Source organism: Paractinoplanes deccanensis (assembly GCF_016862115.1).
GTDB classification, from domain to species: Bacteria; Actinomycetota; Actinomycetes; order Mycobacteriales; family Micromonosporaceae; genus Actinoplanes; species Actinoplanes deccanensis.
This window is the reverse complement of sequence record NZ_BOMI01000013.1, coordinates 95252-116700: the sequence shown is the minus strand read 5'-3', so window position 1 is coordinate 116700 and position 21449 is coordinate 95252. Positions and strand designations below refer to the sequence as shown.

At 72.4% G+C, this 21449-nt stretch carries 20 protein-coding genes; 7 read left to right on the top strand and 13 right to left on the bottom strand.

Going from position 1 to position 21449, the window contains the following annotated elements:
- Nucleotides 1-877 precede the first annotated feature (877 nt).
- Both Ade02nite_RS04655 and Ade02nite_RS04650 read right to left on the bottom strand, forming a co-directional pair.
- Entirely contained in the window at nucleotides 878-1228 is a 351-nt protein-coding gene (locus Ade02nite_RS04655; protein WP_203760239.1) for an SgcJ/EcaC family oxidoreductase, read from the bottom strand.
- A complete protein-coding gene (locus Ade02nite_RS04650) occupies nucleotides 1228-1938 on the bottom strand; it encodes an SDR family NAD(P)-dependent oxidoreductase (protein ID WP_203760238.1) in 711 nt (236 codons plus the stop codon). The genes Ade02nite_RS04655 and Ade02nite_RS04650 overlap by 1 nt, the downstream gene beginning before the upstream one ends.
- Before the next feature lie 72 nt (nucleotides 1939-2010).
- Between Ade02nite_RS04650 and Ade02nite_RS50210 the strand changes: the two genes are divergently transcribed.
- Complete coding sequence (locus Ade02nite_RS50210) at nucleotides 2011-3036, top strand: LysR family transcriptional regulator (RefSeq protein WP_203760237.1); 1026 nt, start codon at nucleotides 2011-2013, stop codon at nucleotides 3034-3036.
- Nucleotides 3037-3100: 64 nt separating this feature from the next.
- On the opposite strand, the gene Ade02nite_RS04640 is transcribed toward Ade02nite_RS50210, so the two are convergent.
- Nucleotides 3101-4051 carry a sensor histidine kinase gene (locus Ade02nite_RS04640; protein ID WP_203760236.1) on the bottom strand — a complete coding sequence of 317 codons (951 nt, stop codon included), beginning with the start codon at nucleotides 4049-4051 and terminating at the stop codon, nucleotides 3101-3103.
- A complete protein-coding gene (locus Ade02nite_RS04635) occupies nucleotides 4048-4839 on the bottom strand; it encodes an MEDS domain-containing protein (protein WP_203760235.1) in 792 nt (263 codons plus the stop codon). Before Ade02nite_RS04635 ends, Ade02nite_RS04640 begins: the two co-directional genes overlap by 4 nt.
- A 92-nt stretch (nucleotides 4840-4931) precedes the next feature.
- Here Ade02nite_RS04635 and Ade02nite_RS04630 point away from each other — a divergent pair, with 92 nt between their 5' ends.
- Genes Ade02nite_RS04630 through Ade02nite_RS04620 form a run of 3 tightly spaced genes read left to right on the top strand, consistent with a single transcriptional unit; the run spans nucleotide 4932 to nucleotide 7747 of the window.
- Nucleotides 4932-6443: an FAD-dependent oxidoreductase gene (locus tag Ade02nite_RS04630; RefSeq protein WP_203760234.1), complete on the top strand. Its 1512-nt coding sequence runs from the start codon at nucleotides 4932-4934 to the stop codon at nucleotides 6441-6443.
- Between the two features lie 20 nt (nucleotides 6444-6463).
- Nucleotides 6464-7330, top strand: coding sequence for an alpha/beta hydrolase fold domain-containing protein (locus tag Ade02nite_RS04625; protein WP_203760233.1), 867 nt, complete (start codon nucleotides 6464-6466; stop codon nucleotides 7328-7330).
- Nucleotides 7331-7375: 45 nt separating this feature from the next.
- A complete protein-coding gene (locus tag Ade02nite_RS04620) occupies nucleotides 7376-7747 on the top strand; it encodes a DUF6582 domain-containing protein (RefSeq protein WP_203760232.1) in 372 nt (123 codons plus the stop codon).
- On the opposite strand, the gene Ade02nite_RS04615 is transcribed toward Ade02nite_RS04620, so the two are convergent.
- Nucleotides 7744-8451, bottom strand: a complete 708-nt coding sequence (locus Ade02nite_RS04615) for an ATP-binding protein (RefSeq protein ID WP_203760231.1) — start codon at nucleotides 8449-8451, stop codon at nucleotides 7744-7746. The genes Ade02nite_RS04620 and Ade02nite_RS04615 overlap by 4 nt on opposite strands.
- 144 nt (nucleotides 8452-8595) lie before the next feature.
- Here Ade02nite_RS04615 and Ade02nite_RS04610 point away from each other — a divergent pair, with 144 nt between their 5' ends.
- A complete protein-coding gene (locus Ade02nite_RS04610) occupies nucleotides 8596-9540 on the top strand; it encodes a helix-turn-helix transcriptional regulator (protein ID WP_203760230.1) in 945 nt (314 codons plus the stop codon).
- A gap of 443 nt (nucleotides 9541-9983) precedes the next feature.
- Nucleotides 9984-10403 carry a hypothetical protein gene (locus Ade02nite_RS04605; RefSeq protein ID WP_203760229.1) on the top strand — a complete coding sequence of 140 codons (420 nt, stop codon included), beginning with the start codon at nucleotides 9984-9986 and terminating at the stop codon, nucleotides 10401-10403.
- 34 nt (nucleotides 10404-10437) lie between these two features.
- Here the strand turns inward: Ade02nite_RS04605 and Ade02nite_RS04600 are convergent, their stop codons facing one another.
- From Ade02nite_RS04600 to Ade02nite_RS04580, 6 genes are all read right to left on the bottom strand, one after another.
- On the bottom strand, nucleotides 10438-11493 hold the full coding sequence (locus Ade02nite_RS04600) for a DICT sensory domain-containing protein (protein ID WP_203760228.1): 1056 nt from the start codon (nucleotides 11491-11493) through the stop codon (nucleotides 10438-10440).
- Nucleotides 11494-11608: 115 nt separating this feature from the next.
- Entirely contained in the window at nucleotides 11609-12790 is a 1182-nt protein-coding gene (locus tag Ade02nite_RS04595; protein ID WP_203760227.1) for a PP2C family protein-serine/threonine phosphatase, read from the bottom strand.
- Nucleotides 12791-12826: 36 nt separating this feature from the next.
- Nucleotides 12827-14287 carry a GGDEF domain-containing protein gene (locus tag Ade02nite_RS04590; RefSeq protein WP_203760226.1) on the bottom strand — a complete coding sequence of 487 codons (1461 nt, stop codon included), beginning with the start codon at nucleotides 14285-14287 and terminating at the stop codon, nucleotides 12827-12829.
- Between the two features lie 43 nt (nucleotides 14288-14330).
- Nucleotides 14331-14447, bottom strand: coding sequence for a DUF1080 domain-containing protein (locus Ade02nite_RS49055; RefSeq protein ID WP_239168520.1), 117 nt, complete (start codon nucleotides 14445-14447; stop codon nucleotides 14331-14333).
- A gap of 267 nt (nucleotides 14448-14714) precedes the next feature.
- Nucleotides 14715-15527 (bottom strand): alpha/beta hydrolase, encoded by an 813-nt coding sequence (locus Ade02nite_RS04585; RefSeq protein ID WP_203760225.1) that lies wholly within the window; start codon nucleotides 15525-15527, stop codon nucleotides 14715-14717.
- A 37-nt stretch (nucleotides 15528-15564) separates the two neighbouring features.
- Nucleotides 15565-18315 (bottom strand): glycosyl hydrolase, encoded by a 2751-nt coding sequence (locus Ade02nite_RS04580; RefSeq protein ID WP_203760224.1) that lies wholly within the window; start codon nucleotides 18313-18315, stop codon nucleotides 15565-15567.
- Between the two features lie 216 nt (nucleotides 18316-18531).
- Here Ade02nite_RS04580 and Ade02nite_RS04575 point away from each other — a divergent pair, with 216 nt between their 5' ends.
- Nucleotides 18532-20487 (top strand): elongation factor G, encoded by a 1956-nt coding sequence (locus Ade02nite_RS04575; protein WP_203760223.1) that lies wholly within the window; start codon nucleotides 18532-18534, stop codon nucleotides 20485-20487.
- Here the strand turns inward: Ade02nite_RS04575 and Ade02nite_RS04570 are convergent.
- A complete protein-coding gene (locus Ade02nite_RS04570) occupies nucleotides 20468-21034 on the bottom strand; it encodes a maleylpyruvate isomerase family mycothiol-dependent enzyme (RefSeq protein ID WP_203760222.1) in 567 nt (188 codons plus the stop codon). The two genes, Ade02nite_RS04575 and Ade02nite_RS04570, sit on opposite strands and share 20 nt — an antisense overlap.
- Nucleotides 21031-21429, bottom strand: coding sequence for an SRPBCC family protein (locus tag Ade02nite_RS04565; protein ID WP_203760221.1), 399 nt, complete (start codon nucleotides 21427-21429; stop codon nucleotides 21031-21033). The genes Ade02nite_RS04570 and Ade02nite_RS04565 overlap by 4 nt, the downstream gene beginning before the upstream one ends.
- Nucleotides 21430-21449 lie beyond the last annotated feature (20 nt).

The following is a 21449-nucleotide window of genomic DNA, read 5'->3' as shown; positions in this document are numbered from 1 at the left end:
TCAGCCGTCGTGCGCAGCCCCTTGCATCCACAGCTCCTCGCCCGCCGCCCTCTCCACAGCCGCTTCACCCACAGCCCGAAATGTCCACACCCACTTCGTCCCGGCCCTAATCCACAGCCGCATTCGTCCTCAGCCGCCGTGCACAGCCCCTTGCATCCACAGCTCCACGCCCGCCGCCCTCTCCACAGCCGCTTCACCCACAGCCCGAAATGTCCACACCCACTTCGTCCACAGCCGCTTTCGTCCATTCCGCCGCGTCCACAAGCGGCGCGTCCACAGCCCGAAATGTCTGCAGCTCGACCATCCACAACTGCCCCATCCACGAGCCCTCAATTCATGCGGACACGCCCGGGAAGAAGACACACCCGGCCAGCGGACCCGCCTCGCCGGAGGACACGCTCAAGGAGACGACACACCCGACCAGAGGACACGCTCAAGCAGACAGCACGCCCGGGGAGACAGCACGCGCGGGAAGGGCACGCCCGGCGCGAGCACGAGCCGGGCGTGGCCGGCGGTGGGCCCTCGTTTCGCTTGGGGGCAACGCACCCGACTGGGCGACACGCCTGGCGCGACAACGGGCGAGCCGGCGGCACTCGCCGGTGAGGAGCATGGGGAACGGGCCGGCGGAGGACCACGAAATAAGAGCAGACGCAAGACGAGGAAAGGCGACCGGAGGCAAGACCGGGAGATAGCAGCAGGCGCAAGGTCAGGAACAAGACCAGACGCAAGTTCGAAGAAACGAAACCAGACGCAAGGCCGGGGAAACGAGACCAGACGCAAGGCCGGGGAAGGGGACGGAGGCAGAGCGGTCAAGGACGACGAGGCGGGGCAGCAGAGAGGATGGGAGCGAGGCCGGCCAGGGGCCGGGAAAAGCGGATCAGACGCGTGGGGAGACGTGGTAGTGGGCTATGCGCCAATCCCCGCTGGTGTGTGTCAGCACGACCGTCAGGTTGAGCAAGGCTCGCACCTCCGCGCCGACTGTGAAGTCCGCCTCCAGCCAGCCGAGGATGGCGTCGTCGCCCAAGGGGCGGGTGGACAGGATGCGGTAGTCGACGGTCAGGCCGGGTGGCTGGCTGCCGTAGTAGGCGGCTATGCCGGGGCGGCCGATGGCGTACGGCTGGAGGCCCTGGAAGACCGCGTCCTCGGTGAAGAGCTCTGCCACGGCGGCGGGGTCGTGGGCGGCGATCGCCTTCTGCCAGGCGTCCAGGACGGTGCGGAGAGTGTCCATCAGTGGCCTGCGCTCTGGCCGCCGTCGACGTGGAGGATCTCGCCGGTGACGAAGGGGGCGTTCTCCAGGTAGAGGATGGCGTCGGTGATGTCGCTGACGGCGCCCATCCGGCCCACCGGGTGCAGGGCGGAGAGGAACTCGTGGGTCTCGGCCGGGTGCATGGGGGTGGCGATGATGCCCGGGGAGACCGCGTTGAAGCGGATGCCGCGGGTCGCGTACTCGATGGCCAGGGACTTGGTCGCCGAGTTGAGGCCGCCCTTGGTGAGCGAGGCGAACGCCGACGCCAGGGCGCTGACCGGGTGGTCGGTGAGCGTCGTGGTGATCGTGACGACGTGGCCGCCCTCGCCGCGGTCGAGCATGGCCTCGACGGCCTTCTGGGTGACCACCACGAAGCCGCGCAGGTTGATGGCGGTGACCGCGTCGAAGTCCTCGGCCGTGTAGGACGTGAACGGCTTCGCGATGAAGATGCCGGCGTTGTTGATCAGGGTGTCGATGCGGCCGAACGCGGCGAGGCCGGCCCTGACGATCTCGGCGCCGACGGCCGGGTCGGCGATGTCGCCGGGCACCGTGAGGATGCCGGGATCGTCCGAGGGGCCGATCGAGCGGGAGTTCGCGACGACCGACCAGCCGAGCTTGCGGTACGCGGCGACGGTGGCGGCGCCGATCCCCTGGGAGGCGCCGGTGACGACAGCTACCTTGTTGTTTGTCATGACCAGAGCGTGCGTCGCGGAGATCCGGGCGGCACGACTGCTTTCCTCCCTCGTGAGAGGCTGCCCCTACCAATGGAGCTACGCCAGCTGCGCTACTTCGTCGCGGTCGCCCAAGAGCTCAGCTACGCCCGTGCGGCCGAGCGGCTGCGCATCGCCGGGCCGTCGCTGTCGCAGCAGATCAAGGCGCTGGAACGCGACCTGGGCACGCGGCTCTTCGACCGCGACCGCCGCACCGTGCGGCTCACGGCGGCCGGGCAGGCCCTGCTCCCGCGCACCAAGGCGCTGCTGGACCACGCCGACGAGCTCCGGCGTACCGCCAAGGGCCTGGCCCGCAGTCAGCCGGTGCGCCTCGGCTATGTCAACTGGCGGCCGGCCGGCCTGGAGGAGCGCGCGGCCGGCGTCGCCCAGCTGCTGGTCGACGCGTGGGTGCTGCCCTCGCACGCGCAGGCCGCCAGGGTCGTCGACGGCGGCCTCGACCTCGCCATCTGCTGGGTGCCGGTCACCACGCTGCGGCAGGACAGGCTGGCGGCGCGGCTGCTCGGCGCCGACCGGCTCTACGCGATCAGCACCGGCACCAGCGGCGAGCCGGTACGCGCCCGCGACACGGTCGTGCTGATCGACGCGGACGAGGCGAGCTGGTCGTCGTGGAACCGGTGGGCGCTGGCGATGGCGGCCGAGACCGGCGCCCGCGTGGAGCACGTGCCCGAGGGCGGCGTCACCGGGGAGGCGTTCTTCGGCCACGTCCGCCGCCTGGGCCGGCCGGTGGTCAACAACCCGAAGAGCCAGACCGCGCCCGTGCCGCCCGACCTGGTGGCCCGCCCGATCCACCGGCCGTCGCCCTATTGGACGTGGTCGCTGGTCTCACGCGGCGACGAGCCGCGGCCGGCGGTGCGGGCGGTGGTGGAGGCGCTCACCCGGTCGGTGGACCGGACCTGCCTCGACGATCCCAACGCGTGGCTGTCCCCGGAGGACCCGCATAAACCCGGCGAAACAGCGGACCCGCACAAACCCAGCGAAACAGCGGACCCGCACAAACCCGTCGAAACGGCCGACCCGCATAAACCCGGCGAAACGGCCGACCCGAACGAGCCCGGCTAACCGCAGACCCACACAAGCCCGGCGAACCCGCGAGCCCGCGCCGCACCCGGAACCGGCGCGACGCCTAGAGGCCGGCGGTGAGGCGGATCGTGAAGCCGCCCGCGTCGCGGTACATCGCCACGTGGTCGCACGACTGGTGGGCGATCCACAGCCCGAGCCCGCCCTCGAGCCCGTCGCCGGTGGGCAGCAGGCCGGCGAACGGGTCCTTGGGCCCCGGTCCGGCGTCGGTCACCGCCACCACGACGCGACCGGGGGCGCTCCACAACCGCATCCGCGCCGGGGCGCGGCCGTGCCGGTGGGCGTTCGCCACCGCCTCGCTGACCGCCACCACCAGGTCTTCCACGTCGTCGCCCGGCAGGTTGCCGTCGCCGGCGTCGCGCACCGCCTGCCGGGCGTCGGTGAGCGTCGGCTGGGCGAAGTCGGCGCGCGGCGCTGCACGCTGCAGCGGATCGGGCTCGGGGGCACGGCGCTCGCTGAGGAACATCACCGGTTCGACGTACGTCTCGTTGGGCACGTGGCTGCCGTCCGGCTGCGCCGTGCGGGGGTGGGTGCGCAGCACGTCCTCCATGACGGACGGCGGCGCGGTGCGGGTGTCGTACGCGCACATGCTCCAGAGCGGGAACTCGTCGTACGCATGGTTGATCGCCGACTCGTAGCGTGCCCACGAGTCCCACGCCGGGCCGAACATGGCCGTCGTCAGCTCGCCGATGATGCGGATCTGCGGCGCTCCGGCGGCCACGTGGCCGGCCAGCAGCTTGCGGTACGCGCGGATGGCGCCGGCCGGGCGCGCGTACATGGCACCGCCGGACATGAACATGACCGGCGTGTCGCGCGGCAGCACCGCGCGCACCAGGGCGGACGCGCGCTCGCCCAGGGTCACGATGGTCGGCTCCCCCGCCGCGACCCCGCCGAGCAGGAACGGCACGGCCACGGCGAGCAGGTCGTCGTCGGAGTCGTAGCAGACGGCCTCGTGGTAGTAGCCGTGGTAGCCGGCGGCGGCGCCCGTCCTGGTCATCGGGCACCCTCCACCCGCACGTGCGCGAGCTCGAGCAGCCCGGCGAGGCGGGCCACCGCCCCGGTGGGGGTGCGCAGCACGGCGGTCGTCCGGCGCGATGCCGCGTACTTCTCGAGCGCGAGCAGCGCCCGGTGGTCGATGAAGCGCAGCCCCGCGCCGTCGACCACGACGTCGCCGCCGGCCCGGTCGAGGTCGGTGCGCTCCAGGGCCGTGCCGAACAGCTCCTCGGCCGACATGTCGAGCTCGCCGTCGAGCATCGCCTCGGCGCTGGTCACGCCCGGGTGCAGCTGGAAGGTCACACCGGCGTCGTGGCTGGACTCGTGCAGGCAGGCCAGCTCGGCCACGGCCCGCTCGCCCAGCTCGCCACGGTCGTACGCGCAGACGGCCCGCATCGGCGCGAGGCGCATGTAGCGGCCGATGATGTACTCGTAGCGGGCGAAGGCGTCGCGCTGCTCGTCGGTGCGGACCAGCGCGGTCACGTCGGCGACCACCCGCAGGCCGGTGTAGCCGCCGGCGAGGGCCTCCTCGGTGACGGCCGTGTAGGCGGCCACCTGCCCGGCCGGGTCGACGACGCCGTCGCCGGAGTAGGCCTCCTCGAACGAGACGACCCGCACCGCGTCGCCGCCCGGGAGCGACCCCGCGGTGACCCCCGAGTGGCGGCCCTGCACGAACCAGACCCGCTCACCGGCCGCCAGGCCCGCATCAACACATTTCCGGGCGTACGCGTCGAAAAGCTCTTGATCGTCGTATGACCAGCACTCGTGCCCGGCCTTCGCAGCCGGGCTCATGGGCCGGTACCCGGTGCGCTCGTCATCCGGTAACACTAGCCATTCGAGCCGCCGCCCGCGTAGCCGCGCTCCGAACGGGTACGCGGGCGCGCATGCTGACCTCGTACTGGATGCAGACCACGCCGGCCACCGCCTACCCGGCCCTGGACGGCGACGCCGAGGCCGATGTGGTGGTGATCGGCGGGGGCATCGCGGGCCTGTGCACGGCCTGGGAGCTGACCGAGGCGGGCCGCCGGGTCGTGCTGGTGGAGGCGGACCGGATCGCGGCCGGCGTCACCGGATACACCACGGCGAAGCTGTCCGCGCTGCACACGCTCGTCTACGACCAGGTGCGCCGCTCGTTCGGCGCGGAGGCGGCGCGGTTGTACGCAGAGTCGCAGCAGGACGCGGTGGAGCGGGTCGCCTCGGTGAGCGCGCGGCTCGGCATCGACTGCGATCTGGAGCGCGTCCCCGCGTACACCTATGTGGAAAGCCCCGACGGCCTGGACGCGATCCACGCCGAGGTGCGGGCGGCGTCCGAGGCCGGGCTGGCCGCGTCGTTCGTGACCGAGACCGGGCTGCCCTTCCCGGTGGCCGGCGCCGTCCGCGTGGAGAACCAGGCCCAGTTCCACCCGCGCGAGTTCCTGCTCGGGCTGGCCTCCGATCTCGTACGGCGCGGCGGGCGCGTCTTCGAGCGGACCCGCGCGACGGGCCTCGACGACGGCGACCCGTGCACGGTGACCACCGAGCTCGGGCACTCGATCACCGCGCGGCAGGTCGTGATCGCCACCCACTATCCCGTCTTCGACCGGGCGCTGCTCTTCGCCCGCCTCGAGCCGCGCCGCGAACTGGTGGTGGCCGGGCCGATCCCCGCCTCGGCCGATCCGGGCGGCGTGTTCATCACCCCGGAGCAGAACACGCGCTCGGTGCGCACCGCGCCCTACCGGGACGGGCAGCGCCTGCTGATCGTGACCGGCGAGCACTTCACCCCGGGCTCGGGCGAGCCGGCCGAGCAGTGGGAGCGCCTCGCGTCCTGGATGCGGGAGCGATTCAGCGGTACGCAGGTTGCCTACCGCTGGGCCACCCAGGACAACACCAGCACCGACCGGGTCCCCTTCATCGGCCGGTTCCACCGCGGCACCGACCGGGTCTTCGTCGCGACCGGCTTCGGCGGCTGGGGCATGAGCAGCGGCGTGCTGGCCGGGCGGCTGCTGGCCGCGTCGATCACCGGCACGGAGCTGCCCTGGGCGAGCCTCTACGACCCGGGCCGGATCGGCGTGACGCGCGAAGCCGGCACGATGATGAAGCTCCAGGCGAAGGTCGCCGCGCATTTCGTCGGCGACCGCCTGCGCCCGTCGCGGGCCGACTCGATCGACGACATCGGTCCCGGCGAAGGCGCGATCGTGCGGGTGGGCGGCCGCCAGTGCGCCGTGCACCGCGACGCCGCCGGCGACGTGCACGCCCTCTCGGCGCGCTGCACCCACCTGGGCTGCATCGTCACCTTCAACGAGGCCGAGACCGCCTGGGAGTGCCCCTGCCACGGCTCGCGCTTCGCGGTCGACGGCGCGGTCCTGCAGGGCCCGGCGGTGCGGCCGCTCCCCCGCGAGGATCTTGCGGGTTCCTGAGGATCTTGTACGGTGGCCCGATGGCGGCGAGCTGGCAGATGCGGGGCGTTGCCCTCTTCACGCGCCTGGTCTACCGGCGCCGATTCGTCACCGAGGAGGCCGGGCGCCGGACCCTCGCCCGCGCCAAGGGCCCGTCGGCGCCGCCGTCGCGCCTGGGACTGCCCCATGACGTACGGACGATCGGCGGTTTCCCGGTCCACCACGTCGGGACGCCGAGCGACCGGCCCGCTGTCGTCTACCTGCACGGCGGCGCGTACACCAGCGAGATCGTCAAGCAGCACTGGGCGCTCGTCGCGGACATCGTGCGGCACACCGGCTGCGACGTGCACGTGCCGATCTACGGGCTCTCGCCGGAGCACGACGGGCTCGAGGCGCTCGCCTTCGTGACCGCGGTGGTCCGGGAGCTGACCGGCCAGGGCCGGCGCTGCTACCTGGCCGGCGACTCGTCCGGCGGCGGGCTCGCGCTGCTGACCGCGCAAGCCCTGCCGGGCCTGGTCGCCGGGCTGACGGTGATCGCGCCGTGGCTCGACCTGACCATGTCCAACCCGGGGGTCGACGAGGTGGAGCCGCACGATCCGTGGCTCTTCCGGGCCGGGCTGCGGCCGCTCGCCGCCGCGTGGGCCGGGGACCTGCCGCTCGACGACCCGCGGGTCAGCCCCATCTTCGGCGACCTGGAGCACCTGCCGCCGACGCAGGTGCTGGTCGGCACGCGCGACATCACGCTGCCCGACTGCCGGCTGCTGCGCGACCGGGTCCCACCCGCGACGAAGCTGACCTACCACGAGCAGGAGGGCGCGATCCACGCGTACCCGCTCCTGCCCGTGCCCGAGGCCCGCCGGGGCCGGCAGGCGATCTACGACCACATCGAGCTGATCCGGCGCACGTAGGTCGCGTCACGTTTCATCGGCACGGGTTTGCGGCATAGGAACCGCATGGCTGAGAAGACACTGGACGCCGCGGAGCGCAACGCGATGCCCGACAGCACCTTCGCGTTCCCCCGTGTCCGCAAGGAGCCCCTCAACGACGCGCGCCACGTGCGCAACGCCATCGCCCGCTTCGACCAGGTCCGCGACGTGTCCGACAAGGAGCGCGACGAGGCCTTCCGCCGCATCAAGAAGGCCGCCGCGAAGTTCGGCGTCGAGATGACCGAGTCGAGCTGGCGCGAGCTGGGCAAGCCCGCCGCCGGACGGAAGTCGTCGGACAAGCCCCGCTCGAAGGCCACCCTGATGTCGGAGGCCCGCCGGCGCGGCATCGCGGGACGCTCCAAGATGACCAAGGCGGAGCTCGAGAAGGCGCTGAGCTAGACCCTGAGCAGCGCCCACACGATCTTGCCGCCCGGGATCCTGGTGACGCCCGTGTGGGTGCTGACCGCCTCGATCAGATGCAGGCCGCGACCACTCTCGATGGTCGGCACGACGGCGCGGGGCATGGCCGGGCTGCCGTCGCGCACGGCGACGCGCAGATAGCGGCCCGGGCAGGAGACGAAGACGTCGAACTCCGTGCGGGCATGCCGGATGGCGTTGGCGGCCAGCTCGGTCACGACTAGCCGGGCGTCGTCGCACCGGGCCATCAGGCCCCACGACCGGCACGCCTCGTCGATGAACACCCGGGCGGCGCGGGCCTGGGACGGCAACGGCGTGAGGCACCGCCTCATCCAGCGGGGCACGGTCGAGCGCCCGGCCTCCAGCGCCTGCTCGCGGCTTCCGGCGAGGACCACGAAGCTCCGGTACGCGGCCAGGTCGCGCGCGATCTCCGGGTCGGCGCCGTAGAGCAGGACGGGCACGCCCCACATCTCCCGCGCCTTGTAGGACGCGGTGGCGAGCGGCGTGAGGTGGCCCGGCGTCGTCTGGCGCACCTCGGACAGGTCGACCAGGACTGCGGCAGGGCATTCGGCGGCGGCCTTGCCGATCGCCGAGCGGATCGTCGTCAACGTGGTGCGTGTCAGATCGCCGGACAGGCGGACCGTGATGATGCCGGTCTCCATGTCCCGCAGGGTCACTGTTTTCATCGCCGATTCCGACACTTCGCCATAAATCCGGCACGTCTGATCAGCCGGAAGTGCCCTGTCACACCTTTCACCTTTGCCTTCGAGGCCGGAAGCGACTAGGCAGGAAACGAAACCAACCTGTCGCACCCACGAAGGCGGCCCAGCATGATCAGCGTCTTCGAGACCACCGACCTCGACAAGGCGTACGAGATGCTGAGCCGCACCTACGCCCGCGCCCGGATCACGGTGACCGGCGGCCGGCCCAGCATGCGCATCGCCCAGATGGACCTCGGGCCGCTCTTCCTCGACCATGTCACCTTCGCGATGAGCCACCGCGCCGACCTCGGCCCGATGGGCCGCACCGCGATCGGCCGGGCCATCGCCGGGCACATCCACTGCCGCATCGGCCGTGACGTGATCGAGCACAACCCCGGCGACCTCTTCGTCGGCAACCACCCCGACCGCGACCTGCACACCGACAGCCACAACCACGACGGCGAGTACGCCCGCTTCCCGCCCGGCATCTTCGCCCAGGTCGCCGACGCCGCCCCCGGCCGCGTGGCCCGCCCCATCCACTTCACCGGCTACCGCCCCGTGTCACTGCGGGCGGCGTCGCTCTGGAACAAGACCTACGACCACGTACGCGACTACGTGGCCGGCCTCTCCCCCGAGGCCGAGCCGCTGCTGGTCGGCTCGGCCGTGCAGATCCTCGCCTCGGTGACCCTGTCGGCGTTCCCCAACACCGCCCTCCAGGACCCGACGATCGAGGACCGCCACGACGCGCACCCGGCAACCCTGCGCCGCGCCATCACGTTCATCGAGGAGTACGCCCACCAGGACATCACCCCCGCCGACATGGCCGCCGCCGCCCGGGTGACCATCCGTGCCCTGCAACTGGCCTTCCGCCGCCACCTGGGCATGACGCCCACGGCCTACCTGCGGCGCGTGCGCCTCGAACAGGCCCACCGCCAACTCCTCGAAGCGGACCCGGCCACCACCACGGTGTCGGCGGTCGCCATGCAGTGGGGTTTCGCCAGCCACAGCAGTTTCACGGCCCACTACCGAGCCGCCTACGGCGTCCTGCCGTCGGCCACCCTGCGGCGCCGCTAGCCCGGTTTCACCCGCCGGCGACCTACCGCAACATCTCCGAGATCCGCAGCTCGGTCGACCTGCCGCCGGACCAGACGCCGGCCTGAGCTCCACCTCACCGGATGCTCGACCTCACCCGACCGCCGGCACGACCTCGACGCGGCTCGGAGGCAACAAGGGCAGCCGAGCCTACGGGCACTCAAGGCAGGCACGCAGCCCGAGCAGGCTGCGGCGCCGGCACACGGATGGCAGCCCGGACGAGGGGGCAAGTGCTCGGTCGAGCGCCGAGTCGCCGTGCCTGAGTGGGGCGCCACGCCTCAGTTGTGCCGGCAGGTGGCGGCCGAACGCGGCGCCTGCGGCTTCATCGAGGTTGAGTGATGTCGCAACGGGGAACCTCCTGCGGAGGGAGGTGCGATATGGAGCACGACGTTCGTGCGCGGTATCGGTCCCAGCGGATCGAGCTGGTGATTCTGCTGGCGGCGGGCTTGACGATCGCGATGCCGCTCGTTGCCGTCAACTTCGGGGAGCTGGCCTGGTGGGTGCGGCTGGCCGTGCCCCTGATCGCGATTCCGGTTTTGTGGTGGTATGTGCTGTGTCGGCTGGTGTTCCGGGTTGATCTGACCGATCGGGAGCTGCGGCTGCGGGCGGTGGTCGGCGCTTGGGAGGTGCCGCTCGGCGAGCTGGACTCGTTCGGTGCCTGGGGTGGTGAAGGGCTGGTCAAGCTGGAGCGGCGTGACGGCCGCTCGTGGATGGTGCTGGCCGGCTCGGGACTGGTGGACTTCGCTGATCAGCTGGGCCGGGCGGCGCCGCATGCCCGCGTCGAGGTGAACGCGGTGGAGCGCACGTCCGAGCGGGCCGCGCAGTTCTTCGAGAACGGCCGATAGACCTGAGCCGAGGAGCGAGACGGGCCGCGCGCGGCTAGTCGGGCGGCAGTGTCACCACCGGGGCGTTCTGGGTGAGCGCCCAATCGAGGGCCTGCCGCAGCTGGTCCTCGGGCAGGGGGCGCCGGCGGGTGACCGTCAGTGCCACGGTCACCGTCCCGTCGAGGAAGGGCGCGGCGGCCGCGAAGTCGGCGACCACGGCGTACGCGAAGGACACCGCGTCGTCGCGGCTCAGGTTCGGCAGGTAGAGCAGGAAGTCGTCGCCCGCCTTCGTGGCCCGGTCGCCGGGGCGCAGGCGGGCCACGAGCAGTTCGACCGCCGCCTGCTGTTGCCGTGTCGCGGTGCGGCCGATCGGGCCCTCCTGGCCGCCGGCGGCGTGGGTGACGCGGACGGCCAGCATCGCCACCGGCAGCACGCCCGAGGCGGTGACGCCGGCCGCGCCGGTCCACCTTTGCACCTCGGCCTCCTCCCGCAGGGCGGGGGCATCGGCGCGCCGACGGGTGACGAGCAGTTCGGCCTGGTCCGCGAACAACCGCAGGGCCGCGTCGGCGCGGCTCTCGCCGGGGGTGGCGGGCAGGTCGCGCACCCGTTCCACCGCCGCGTCGACGGCCGTGCGCGCCGCCGGTGGCAGGCGGTCGCCGAGCTGGGTGCGCAGGCGCAGCGCCTCGTGCAGGGCCTCGTCGCGGCGGAAGCTGGAGCGGCCCTCGAAGAGGCGCCCGCTCTCCAGGGTCGGGGCGGCCGGCTGGACCTGTTCCAGGTCGTGCGCCACCAGCACCGCGCCGAACCGGGGCGTCAGCACGACGACGGTCCATTCGCGGGCCAGCTCCTCCTTGTCGTCCAGCAGCACCGCGTGGACGCCGCCGGGCAGCGCGGGCGGCTCCGTGGCGACCAGGCCGACGACGGTGGCCGCGGCCCGTAGCGCGATCTGCTCGTAGACCTGGCGTTCCCGGTCGAAGTACGGCATGCGCTGGAACAGCGCGAAGACGACCATCGGGCCGTCCTCGGCGGCGGCCAGGGCGGCCTGCTCGATCGCGTGGGAGACGGTGACGAGGGTCCGCTTGGTCAGCCGTCGCGCGGCCGTGGCATCGAGCACGGCGAAAGCCTAGGGGCGCCCGGCCGCGGGCGCAGGCTAAGCGGCGACGCGCAGCTCAGCTGCCCAACCTCATTTTTCACACCGAAACGCCACCGAGCGGGACACCCGGGCGTCCTCAGCCCAGATCCTCCAGGGCGTGGCGGCGCCACTGGAGCATCGCCGCGGTCGCGTCGTCGCGGAGCTCGCCGTTCTCGTACGAGACGATGGTGTGGATCAGGCGGCGCATCGCCTCGGGGGCCGGGGTGCCCGCGCGCAGGGCCTCCAGCATGAAGTCGCCCAGGCGGTCGACGCCGAACAGGGTGCCGGACTCGTCGCGGGCCTCGGTGATGCCGTCGGTGTAGAAGACCAGCGCGTCGGCGGGCTGCAACTGCGCCTCGATGACCTGCGGCGGGCGGCGGAGCATGTGGCCGAGGCCGAGCGGCAGGGTGTTCGGGGTGGGCAGCTGCGGCAGCATGCGCCCCTCGCGCAGGAAGAGCTCGGCGGGATGCCCGGCGCTGATCCGCCGGTAGGCGCCGGTCGGCATGTCCAGCTCGGCGATGAGCGCGGTGACGAACGCGCCGGGGTACTGCGCGTGGATCCACTTGTCGATCGAGCGGCAGGTGTCGATCAGGGAGAGCCCGGAGCGGCGGGCGTTGCGGTACGTGTTGAGCGTGAGCGTGGTGAGCGCGCTGGCGCTGATGCCGTGGCCCACCGTGTCGAAGAGCGCGACGTGCAGCAGGTCGCCGTTGGCCGCGTAGTCGAAGGCGTCGCCGCCCACCTCGTAGCAGGGCTCGAGCACCGCCGAGACCATCGTGCCGTCGACGGCGAAGGTGAGCGGCGGCAGCTGGTTCCAGATGATCTCGGCGGGGAGCTGCATGGGCAGGCGCCGCCGGGTGTGCTCGACCGCGTCGCCGTAGAAGCGGCGGCTGGCGATCAGCTCGGCGACCAGCGCCGCGATCACCTCGAGATCGTGCCGGGTGGAGGCCGGGGGATATTCCTTGACCTGCAATTCGAGTACGCCGAGGCGCTCGGCGCCGTGCAGCAGCGGCAGCCACAGCTTGCCGTCGAGCCACTGCTGCTCGGCGGTGACGAAGGCGCGCCCGGCCGGTGTGCCCTCCACCGTCAGCGTGGTCGCCGTGTCGACGGTGGTGCCGCGCAGCGGGTGGAGCGCCACCTGCCCGTAGTCGACGAGCAGCACCGTGGCGGCCTCCGCGTCGAGCAGGGGCGCGGCCGCGGCGAGCACCGCCGGGAGGTCCTCGGCCCGCCCACGGTGCCGCAGATCCATGAGCCGTCGTACGGCCTCCATCGACGCGAGCATCGGGGTCCATCTTCCCCCGAACGCCCGGCCGACGCACTAGCGGGCCGGTGCCACCGCCCGGGCCGCCGTCACGCGGTCGCGGCCCTCGTGCTTGGCCTCGTACAACGCCTCGTCCGCGCGGGCGACGAGCTGCTCCGGGATCTCGTGGCCGTCCCAGAGGGCGACGCCGGCCGAGAAGCTCTGCCCCTGCGGGGTGACCTCGCGCATCCGGTCGAGGACGGCGACCGCCGTGTCGATCGACTGGCCGATCAGCAGGACGCCGAACTCCTCGCCGCCGTAGCGGGCCAGCAGGTCGCCGGCGCGCAGCTGGTCGCGCCACGCGGCCGCCGCCTCCTTGAGCAGCCGGTCCCCGGCGGGGTGCCCGTGCGTGTCGTTGTACCGCTTGAAGTGGTCGATGTCGATCAGGGCGACCGCGACCCGCTCGCCGCTGCGGACCGCCTTGGCCATCTCGCGGCTGAGCTCCAGGTCCCAGGCGCGCCGGTTCGGCACCCCGGTGAGCGCGTCGTTGTGCGCCAGCGCCCGCAGCTGCGCCGCCTGATCCTGCACGCGCGAGATCAGGCCGGCCATCCGCCAGAGCACCAGCAGGAAGAGGATGACCGAGCTGAGCGCGATCGCCGCCCAGTCGATGGAGGCCGGGTCGGTCAGGCCCTGCACCACCAGCACGATGGGCGCGAGCAGCGAGGCGACCGCCAGCAGCGCGAGGCGCCGGTTGGTGAATCGTTCCGCCCGGTCCGGCGCCACCTCGGACAGCGCCCGCATCGACGGGTGCAGCGCCGCGGCGCCCCACAGCAGGTACATGGCGAGCCAGCCGGCGTCGAGCAGGCCGTCGGTGTAGAGAGTGAACATGTTGATGACCGCGTATCCGATGTCGCTGACCAGCGTGGCGCAGATGCCGGCGATCAGCAGGCGATAGCTGGCGGTGCGCGCGCCCGGCGTGGTGAGCAGGCGCACCACCATGATGAGCAGGAGCAGGTCGCCGGCCGGGTAGGCGAGCGAGGCCAGCCGCTGGAGCAGGCCCAGCGACTCGTCGATCGCGATCGGGCGCATCAGGAACGACCAGGACAGCAGCGACAGGCTGGTGGAGACGATGGCCGCGTCGAGCAGCCCGGCCCGGTCGCGGCCCGAGATACGACCCTTGATCATCTGGTACGCGCCGACGGCGAACATGGGGTACGCGGCCAGGTAGGGCACGTCCGCGGGCGCCGGGAAGCTCTCCCAGTCCCAGGAGAAGTACTGGAGCTCGTAGACGACGTCGCCGACCGCCCACAGCGCGAGCGCGGCGGCGAACCAGTACCAGACCCCGGCCCGGCGCGGCCGGTTGCGGCGCACGCCGAGCACGACCGCGCCCGCGGAGGCGAACCCGAACGCGTTGTACAGACCCCAGGCCCAGGGGCTGTTGTCCGGCGCCGCCAGGTAGACGACGCCGATCACAGTGCCGCAGGCCAGCCACCACTGCCACAGGGGCCTGCGCGGCGGTCTGCTACCAAGTTGCTCCACGATTGCTGCCATCGGCAGCCGCGGCGCGAACTTGACCGATTCGTCAGACCGGTTCGATCCAGATGGTGCGGTAGCGGACGTTGGCACCCGGGTCGCCGTGGTCCTGGAGGCGGATCGGCAGGGCGGCCGGGCTCTCCGCGGCGCCGGCCTCTGCTACCACGCCGCCCGGACCACCGTCGGCTACCTCCTCGACCTGGAACAGGTCGACAACGAATGACTACGGATCACGGCGCGACGTTCATGCGGTGTCCAGAACCGCGGAGATGACCACCAGGGAGATGCACGAGGAACTCGGCGTTCAGGTGTCAACAGGCTCGGCTATTCACCTGTGTCGACCGGAGGTGGGCCGCGGAGAGAAAGCCGTGCGTCTCGGCGCCTGGCTTGTCGGCGAGCGGGAGGGGACTCCGGCGCATGCCGCGCCATCTGGTCATCGCGGCGCCGCGTCGCGGATGAAGGTCGCTACCTCGTCGAGGACGGTGTCGGCGTTCAGTTCGTTGAACAGCTCGTGGCGGGCCTCCGGGTAGGTGCGCTCGACGTAGTGCGGGCCGCGCAGGTGGGTGATGCCGGCGCGGGAGCCTTCGATCGGGACGAGGGTGTCGGACTCGCCGTGAATCCACATCAGCGGGAGGTCGCCCAGGGATGGGCCCTTCGCGACGGCGTCGAGGCCGCGTTCCAAGGCTTGCAGGGTGGGGCGTTTGAAGGGGCCGTGCCAGACCAGCGGGTCGGCGGCGTACCGCTCCCCCACCGCCGGGTCGCGGGACAGGGTGGTGATGTCGAGCGGCACGTCGGGGATCTCGTCGAGGGCGAGCAGTTGCGCCACGGCGTCCCAGCGGCCCACGACCGGGCTCGACAGGACCAGGGCGGCGAGGGTGTCGCCGTAGCGCTGGGCGTAGCGGGCGGCGATCAGGCCGCCCATCGAGTGGCCCAGCAGGACGACGGGGAGGCCGGGATGGTCGCGCCCGGCGGTCTCGGCGAGGGTGTGCAGGTCGGTGACGACGTCCTCGAAGTCGGTGACCAGCACCCTTTCACCCTCGCTGCGGCCGTGGCCGATGTAGTCGACCGCGTGGACGACGGCGCCGTCCGCGGCGAGGCGGGCGGCCAGGCGTTCGTACCGGCCGATGTGCTCGCCGTAGCCGTGGGCCACGACGACGATGCGGGACGGGTCGCCGGGGCCCTCCCAGGTTCTCGCCGTCAGCCGGCCCAGCACACCCTCGTACGTCCAGTCTCGCGTCTTCGTCATGACCGCGCCTCCCCGTCGTCACGCTGCGAACAGGGTGTCAGGTGCAGGTGTAGACGCGGAACTCCCACAGCGAGTAGCCGTACGGCGTGCCGCGCTCGGTGCCGTACACCCGGATGTAGCGGGCGTCGCCGGTCAGCGCGTGGGTGGCCTGGCCGCCGGCTCCGGTTCCGGTGACCGTGACGGCGGGAGTCCACGTCGTGCCGTTCGTGGAGGTCTCGATGCGGTACGAGCGGGCGTAGGCGGCCTCCCAGCTCAGCTCGGCCCGGGTGAGCGTGCGCGCCGAGCCCAGGTCGACCTGGATCCACTGCGGGTCGGCGAAGGCGGACGACCAGCGCGTGCCGGCGTCGCCGTCGACCGCGTTGGCGCCGGGGAAGCCGGCCTCGGTGGACGACACGGTGACCGGGCGGCCCTGTGAGGCCAGGGTGCCGGCGCCGCAACCGGTGCCACCGCCGGTGCCGCCGCCCGTCGCGTTGCCGCCGGACCAGTTCGTCGCGCCGCTCGCCACGGTGCGGCCGGCCGGCAGGGTCAGCGTGCGGCCGTCCGAGAACGCCACGGTCTGTGCGGCGTTCGTGATGTTCGAGGCCACGTACGTCCTGGCGCCGTTGTTGACGAAGACCTTGGCCAGCGGATGGTTGGCCGTGACGGTGGTGTCGACCTGGCCGAGCGCGGCGAGGTTGCGGATCCAGTGGAACGTGTGCGCGCGGCTCTCGCCCTCCTCCGGCGTGTAGGAGCTGTTCGCGCGCAACCGGGACAGCGCGCCGCCGGGGTCGCCGAGGGCCAGATATTGCCAGAGCATGTCGCGCCACAGGGTCGGCTCGCCGCCGTTGTTGCGGACCATCTCGGCGTACGTGCTCCGTACCGCCGCGGGGTGATCACCCAGGTAGAACTGGCCGCCGGTGATCGGCAGCATGTTGATGCCCACGATCATCTCGTGCTCGCCGGAGAACCACGTCGCGTACGCGCCGCCGGAGCCCCACACGATCGCCGAGTAGTTGTGGCCCCAGGTGGCCGGGAAGTTCTCGTCGCGCACGTCGAACCAGTACTCGTTGATCGCCGCCGCCTGGGTCGTGTAGATCCACACGCCGGCGTCGCGGACCGCCGTGTTGCCGGTCGCCTGACCCCACTGGATCAGGGCGTTCGCGAAGTTCTGCCCCTCCGACGAGGACTCCTGGTTGTTGCCGGCGCCGAACGAGCCGTGCCCGGACGCCCAGTCGTGCCCCTCGTAGATGTCGAAGTCACGCAGGTACGGGAACCGGGTGTCGGCGCGGTCGTAGTTGTTGGCGTCGCGGATCAGCAGGTCGACCATGCCGCCGTACCGGCCGGCCGAGGCCCACGCCGAGTCGAACTTGGCGAGCGTGGCGGCGGCCGCGACGAAGTAGCCGTAGTGGAAGTGGTGGTCGTTGAGCTCCTGGTCGGAGCCGTACGACGCGGGGTAGCCGATCAGCGTGCCCCAGGCGCGGTCGTAGTAGAAGACGCGCGAGGTCTTGCCGGCCGACGCGGTGAACCAGTCGGTCAGGCGGATCCGGATGACGTTCAGGGCGGAGTCCCGCACGGAGGTGAGGCCCAGCTGGTCGGCGATCTCGGCGATGCGGGCCGCGCGGCCCAGCCCCTTGCCGGTCCAGTAGGTGTCGTCACCGCGGAAGTCGGCCGGGTTGTTGAGCTCGGCGTTGAGGTAGGAGGTGATCGTGGCCAGGTCGGCGCCGGACGAGTCGCCCACGGCGGGGATCTCCGGCAGCACGCCCGTGTACGTCATCGAGGTGCTGAACTGGGTGCCGGTGACGATGCGCATGGCGCCGCGCGGGGACACGTAGCTCTGCGCGAGCGGGGTGGAGCCGGTCAGCGAGCGCCACTGATGCGGGTAGAGCGCGATGACCGTACCGGTGCCGGCGCCCTCGCGGGCGGTGGTGGTCAGCGCGTACGTGGTGCTGACCGCGCCGGTGGCCGGGTTGTAGCCGTACGACAGGCGGCTGCCGGTGACGTGGTTGTGCGCGTACGGCGTGAAGCGGTCGGCCAGTGCGATCTTGTCGGCCGTACCGGTGGACGCCGTGGTCGGCAGCACGGCGACCGAGAGGTAGCCGCGGCCGGCGAGCGTGGACCGGATCGTCGTGCCGCTCAGCGTCCAGGTGGCGCCGCTCGGGGCCCAGGCCACGTAGTCGTGCCCGCCGATCGAGAAGCCGATCCGGTTGCCGGCGTTGGACCACGCGGTGGCCGGGCCGGTCGTGGTGATCACCGCGTCGCCGCCGGTGACCTGGTAGTACGAGAGCGGCAGCCCCCGGCCGACGGTGGCGCGCAGGGTGCGGCCGCCGCCTGCCAGCAGGGTGCTGACCGTCCAGTCGCTCCAGCCGTCGACCAGGGCCTGGGTGGCGGCGAGGCCGTCCACGCCGACGCGCACGTGCTCCGCGTACGGATAGTGGTATTCGCCCGTGCCGGTCGCGGAGCCGCTGATCGCCGCGTCGGTCTGGTAGGAGAGGCCGAGCCCGCCGGGTCCGGGCTTGTAGGCGGCCGGTCCCGCGTACAGCGGCATCGAGAACTGGCAGTCGGTGCGCTTGAACAGCAGCGAGGACCACCAGTCGTTGGTGGGCACGGGGCCGGCGGGGGCGTTGCCGGTCACGTACAGCCGGGGATTGGTCGAGATCGAGCCGCAGCCGGTGGGGAGGCTGCGGCCGGCGGGAAGGGTCTCGGTGTAGCTGCCGGCACCGACCGGTGCGGCCGAGGCGCCGGTGGCCACGGCGAGACCGCCGGCGGCCAGGAGGAGGACGAGGACGCCGGACAAACGGGGATTCGTCATTGCGGTGGAGCCTCCCTGGGGATGGGGGAAGAGAGCGCTCTCCGGTTGCGAACAAGGTATCGACGGCCACGAATTCTGTAAACAAGGAAAATCGGTGGTGCCGACCGCGGCCGCTGTGTGAGGGTGGTGAGAACCGCATCCGGCGATGACAAGGAGTGACAATGCGAGCAGCTTCCACGCTTCGGACCCCTGACCGTCCTACCGTGGAGCTCTCTCTTGGCATTGTTGAACCTCGGGATCGTCGCCCATGTTGACGCCGGCAAGACCAGCCTGACCGAACGCCTCCTCTACGAGGCCGGGGCGGTGTCCCGGCCGGGGAGCGTCGACGACGGCACCACCCGCACCGACTCCATGGAGCTGGAGCGCCGGCGCGGCATCACCATCCGGGCGGCCGTCACCTCGATCAGCCTCGGCGACCTCACCGTCAACCTGCTCGACACGCCGGGCCACCCGGACTTCATCGCGGAGGTCGAACGGTCGCTGGCCGTGCTCGACGCCGCGGTCCTCGTCGTGTCCGGCGTGGAGGGCGTGCAGCCGCAGACCGTCGCCATCTGGCGGGCGCTGCGCCGCATCGGCGTGCCGACGGTGTTCTTCGTGAACAAGGTCGACCGGCGCGGCGCGGACGTCGACCGGGTCGTCACCCAGCTGCGCCGCCGGCTCGCCGTGTGCCCGGTGGTGCTGACCGCTGTCACCGGCCAGGGTGAGCGCGAGGCCCGCGTCCGGTCCCTCGCCCTCGACGCCGAGCCGGTGGTCGAGGCGGTCGCGGAGGCCGACGACGCGGTGGCGGCCCGCTGGCTGACCGGCGAACCGGTCCGCTGCCGGCACGTGCGGCGCGCGATCCGCCAGGGCGTACGCGGCAACCGGCTCACCCCGGTGGTGCACGGCTCGGCGATCACCGGCGCCGGCGTGGCCGAGCTGCGCCAGGTCGTGGCCGGCCTGCTGCCGCGCGGCGACGAGCGGGACGGGCCGCTGGCGGGCACCGTGTTCGCCGTCGACCGCGACGCCCACGGGCGGCGGGCCTGGCTGCGGCTGTGGTCCGGGCGTCTGCGCGTACGGGATCGGGTGGAGCTCGCCGGCGACCGGCCGCGGGCGGTCACGCAGATCGCGGTCAGCGAGCCCGACGGCGTCCACGTGCGCTCCTCGGCGTCCGCCGGTCAGATCGCGGCGGTACGCGGGCTGCCGGCCCGCATCGGCCAGCACGTCGGCGATCCGCCGCGCCGGCACCTCTACCGCTTTCCCCCGCCGACCCGGCAGGCGCTCGTCGAACCGGTCGACCCGGCGCAGCGCCTGGCGCTGTTCGCCGGCCTGGCCGAGCTGGCCGACGAGGACCCGCTGGTCGACCTGCGGCTCGACGAGCAGCAGGCGCAGGCGGCGATCCGCCTGCACGGCGAGGTCCAGAAGGAGGTCATCACGAGCCTTCTGGAGGAGCGGTACGGGGTGCGGGCACGCTTCTCGAACACGCTGACGGCCTGCATCGAACGGGTCGCGGGCACCGGCGAGGCCGAGGAGCGGATCAAGGAGCGCGGCAACCCGTACCTCGCCGGGATCGGCCTGCGCGTCGAGGCCGCGCCCGTGGGCCACGGCATCGAGTTCCGCGCCGGCGTGGAGCCGGGAAGGCTCACGCCCGCCTTCATCACCGCCACCGAGGAGGGGGTACGGGCCGCGCTGCGCGCCGGCCGCCACGGCTGGCCGGTCACCGACTGCGTGGTCAGCATGACGTCCTCGCAGTACTACCCGAGGCAGAGCAAACCGCACCAGAAGTTCGACAAGTCCATCTCGAGCGTGGCCGCCGACTTTCGCAACCTCGCCCAGGTGGTGGTGGCCGCGGCGCTGCGCCGGGCCGGCACCCGGGTCTGCCAGCCGATCGAGCGCTTCGACGTCAACCTGCCGCCGCACACGTTCGACGCGGTGACGGCCCTGCTCGGCCGCCTCGGCGCGGTCCTGCGCGACACCGCGGCGGCCGGCGGCTACCTGGAGGTGAGCGGCACCCTGCCGTCGTCCCGGGTGCCGCAGGTCGTCGCGGCGCTGCCCGACCTCACCGGCGGCGAGGCGGTGCTGACCGCCCACTTCGACCACTACGCCCCGGTGACCGGCGAGGAACCGCCCGTGTTGCCGCGCCGGGGACCCGACCCGGCCGACCGGGAGGAGTGGTTCAGGGCCGTACCGCGCTGACCCTCCGCCCGGCGAGGGCGAGCACGAGGTCACCGGCGCTCGCCTCGACCGGCTCGCCCTCGCCCGCCTGCCAGTCGAGGTCGGTGGCGCGCCACAGCCGCCCGGCGGGATCGACGCCGAAATGCCTGCTGACGCCCCCGGTCACGAGGCTGTCGAGCACGAGCCGGGTGGCCTCGTCGCCGGCCGTGCGGGGCAGCCCGAGAGGAGTGGTGATGTCGAGCCCGTGGATGACGACGTGGCTCAGCGCCCCGGCGACACCCCCGCCGGGCGGGATCCACGTGGCCATGGTCTCGCTGCGCAGGTCGTCGAGCAGCCTCGCGAAAGGGAGGTCGCCGTCGCGGCGGGCCAGCCTCTCGGACAGGGCGGCGAAGTCGTTGCCGGCCGCCGCCAGCTCGGCCACGAAGGCCGGACCGTCGTAGCGGGCGGCCATCGTCAGGTGCGCGACGACATGGCGCACCTGCCAGCCCTCGCACATCGACGGCGCGTCCGGCGGCCGGCCCTCCAGCGCGTCGGCCAGCGCCCGGAACTGCGGCCCGATCTCGGTCATCCAGATCTCCTCGTCAGGGCCGCGATGTAGGCCGCGGCGCGGTCGAGCGCGGTGCCCCAGCCGGCCCGCGCCTCGGGCGTGCGCATGTGCGGCGGCAGCCCGCGCTGGGTGGTCACGACCTCGGTGGTGCCGTCGCCCAGGTCGGCGAAGGTCACCTCGGTGAGCACCCCGGAGTCGCGCTCGCGCCACGACAGGAAGCGCGGCGCCTCGACGGCCACATAGACCGCACGCATCGTGTACGTGTCTCCGGTCGTGTCGTTGACCATCGTGGTCTCGAAGGCGCCGCCCGGTCGCAGGTCGACGACGATGTTCTCCAGGGGTGTGTGGGTGCCGGCCGGGCCCCAGAAGTGGGTGAGATGCTCCGGCTCGGTCAGACAGGCGAAAACCGTCTCCACGGACGCGCGGTGCACATGTC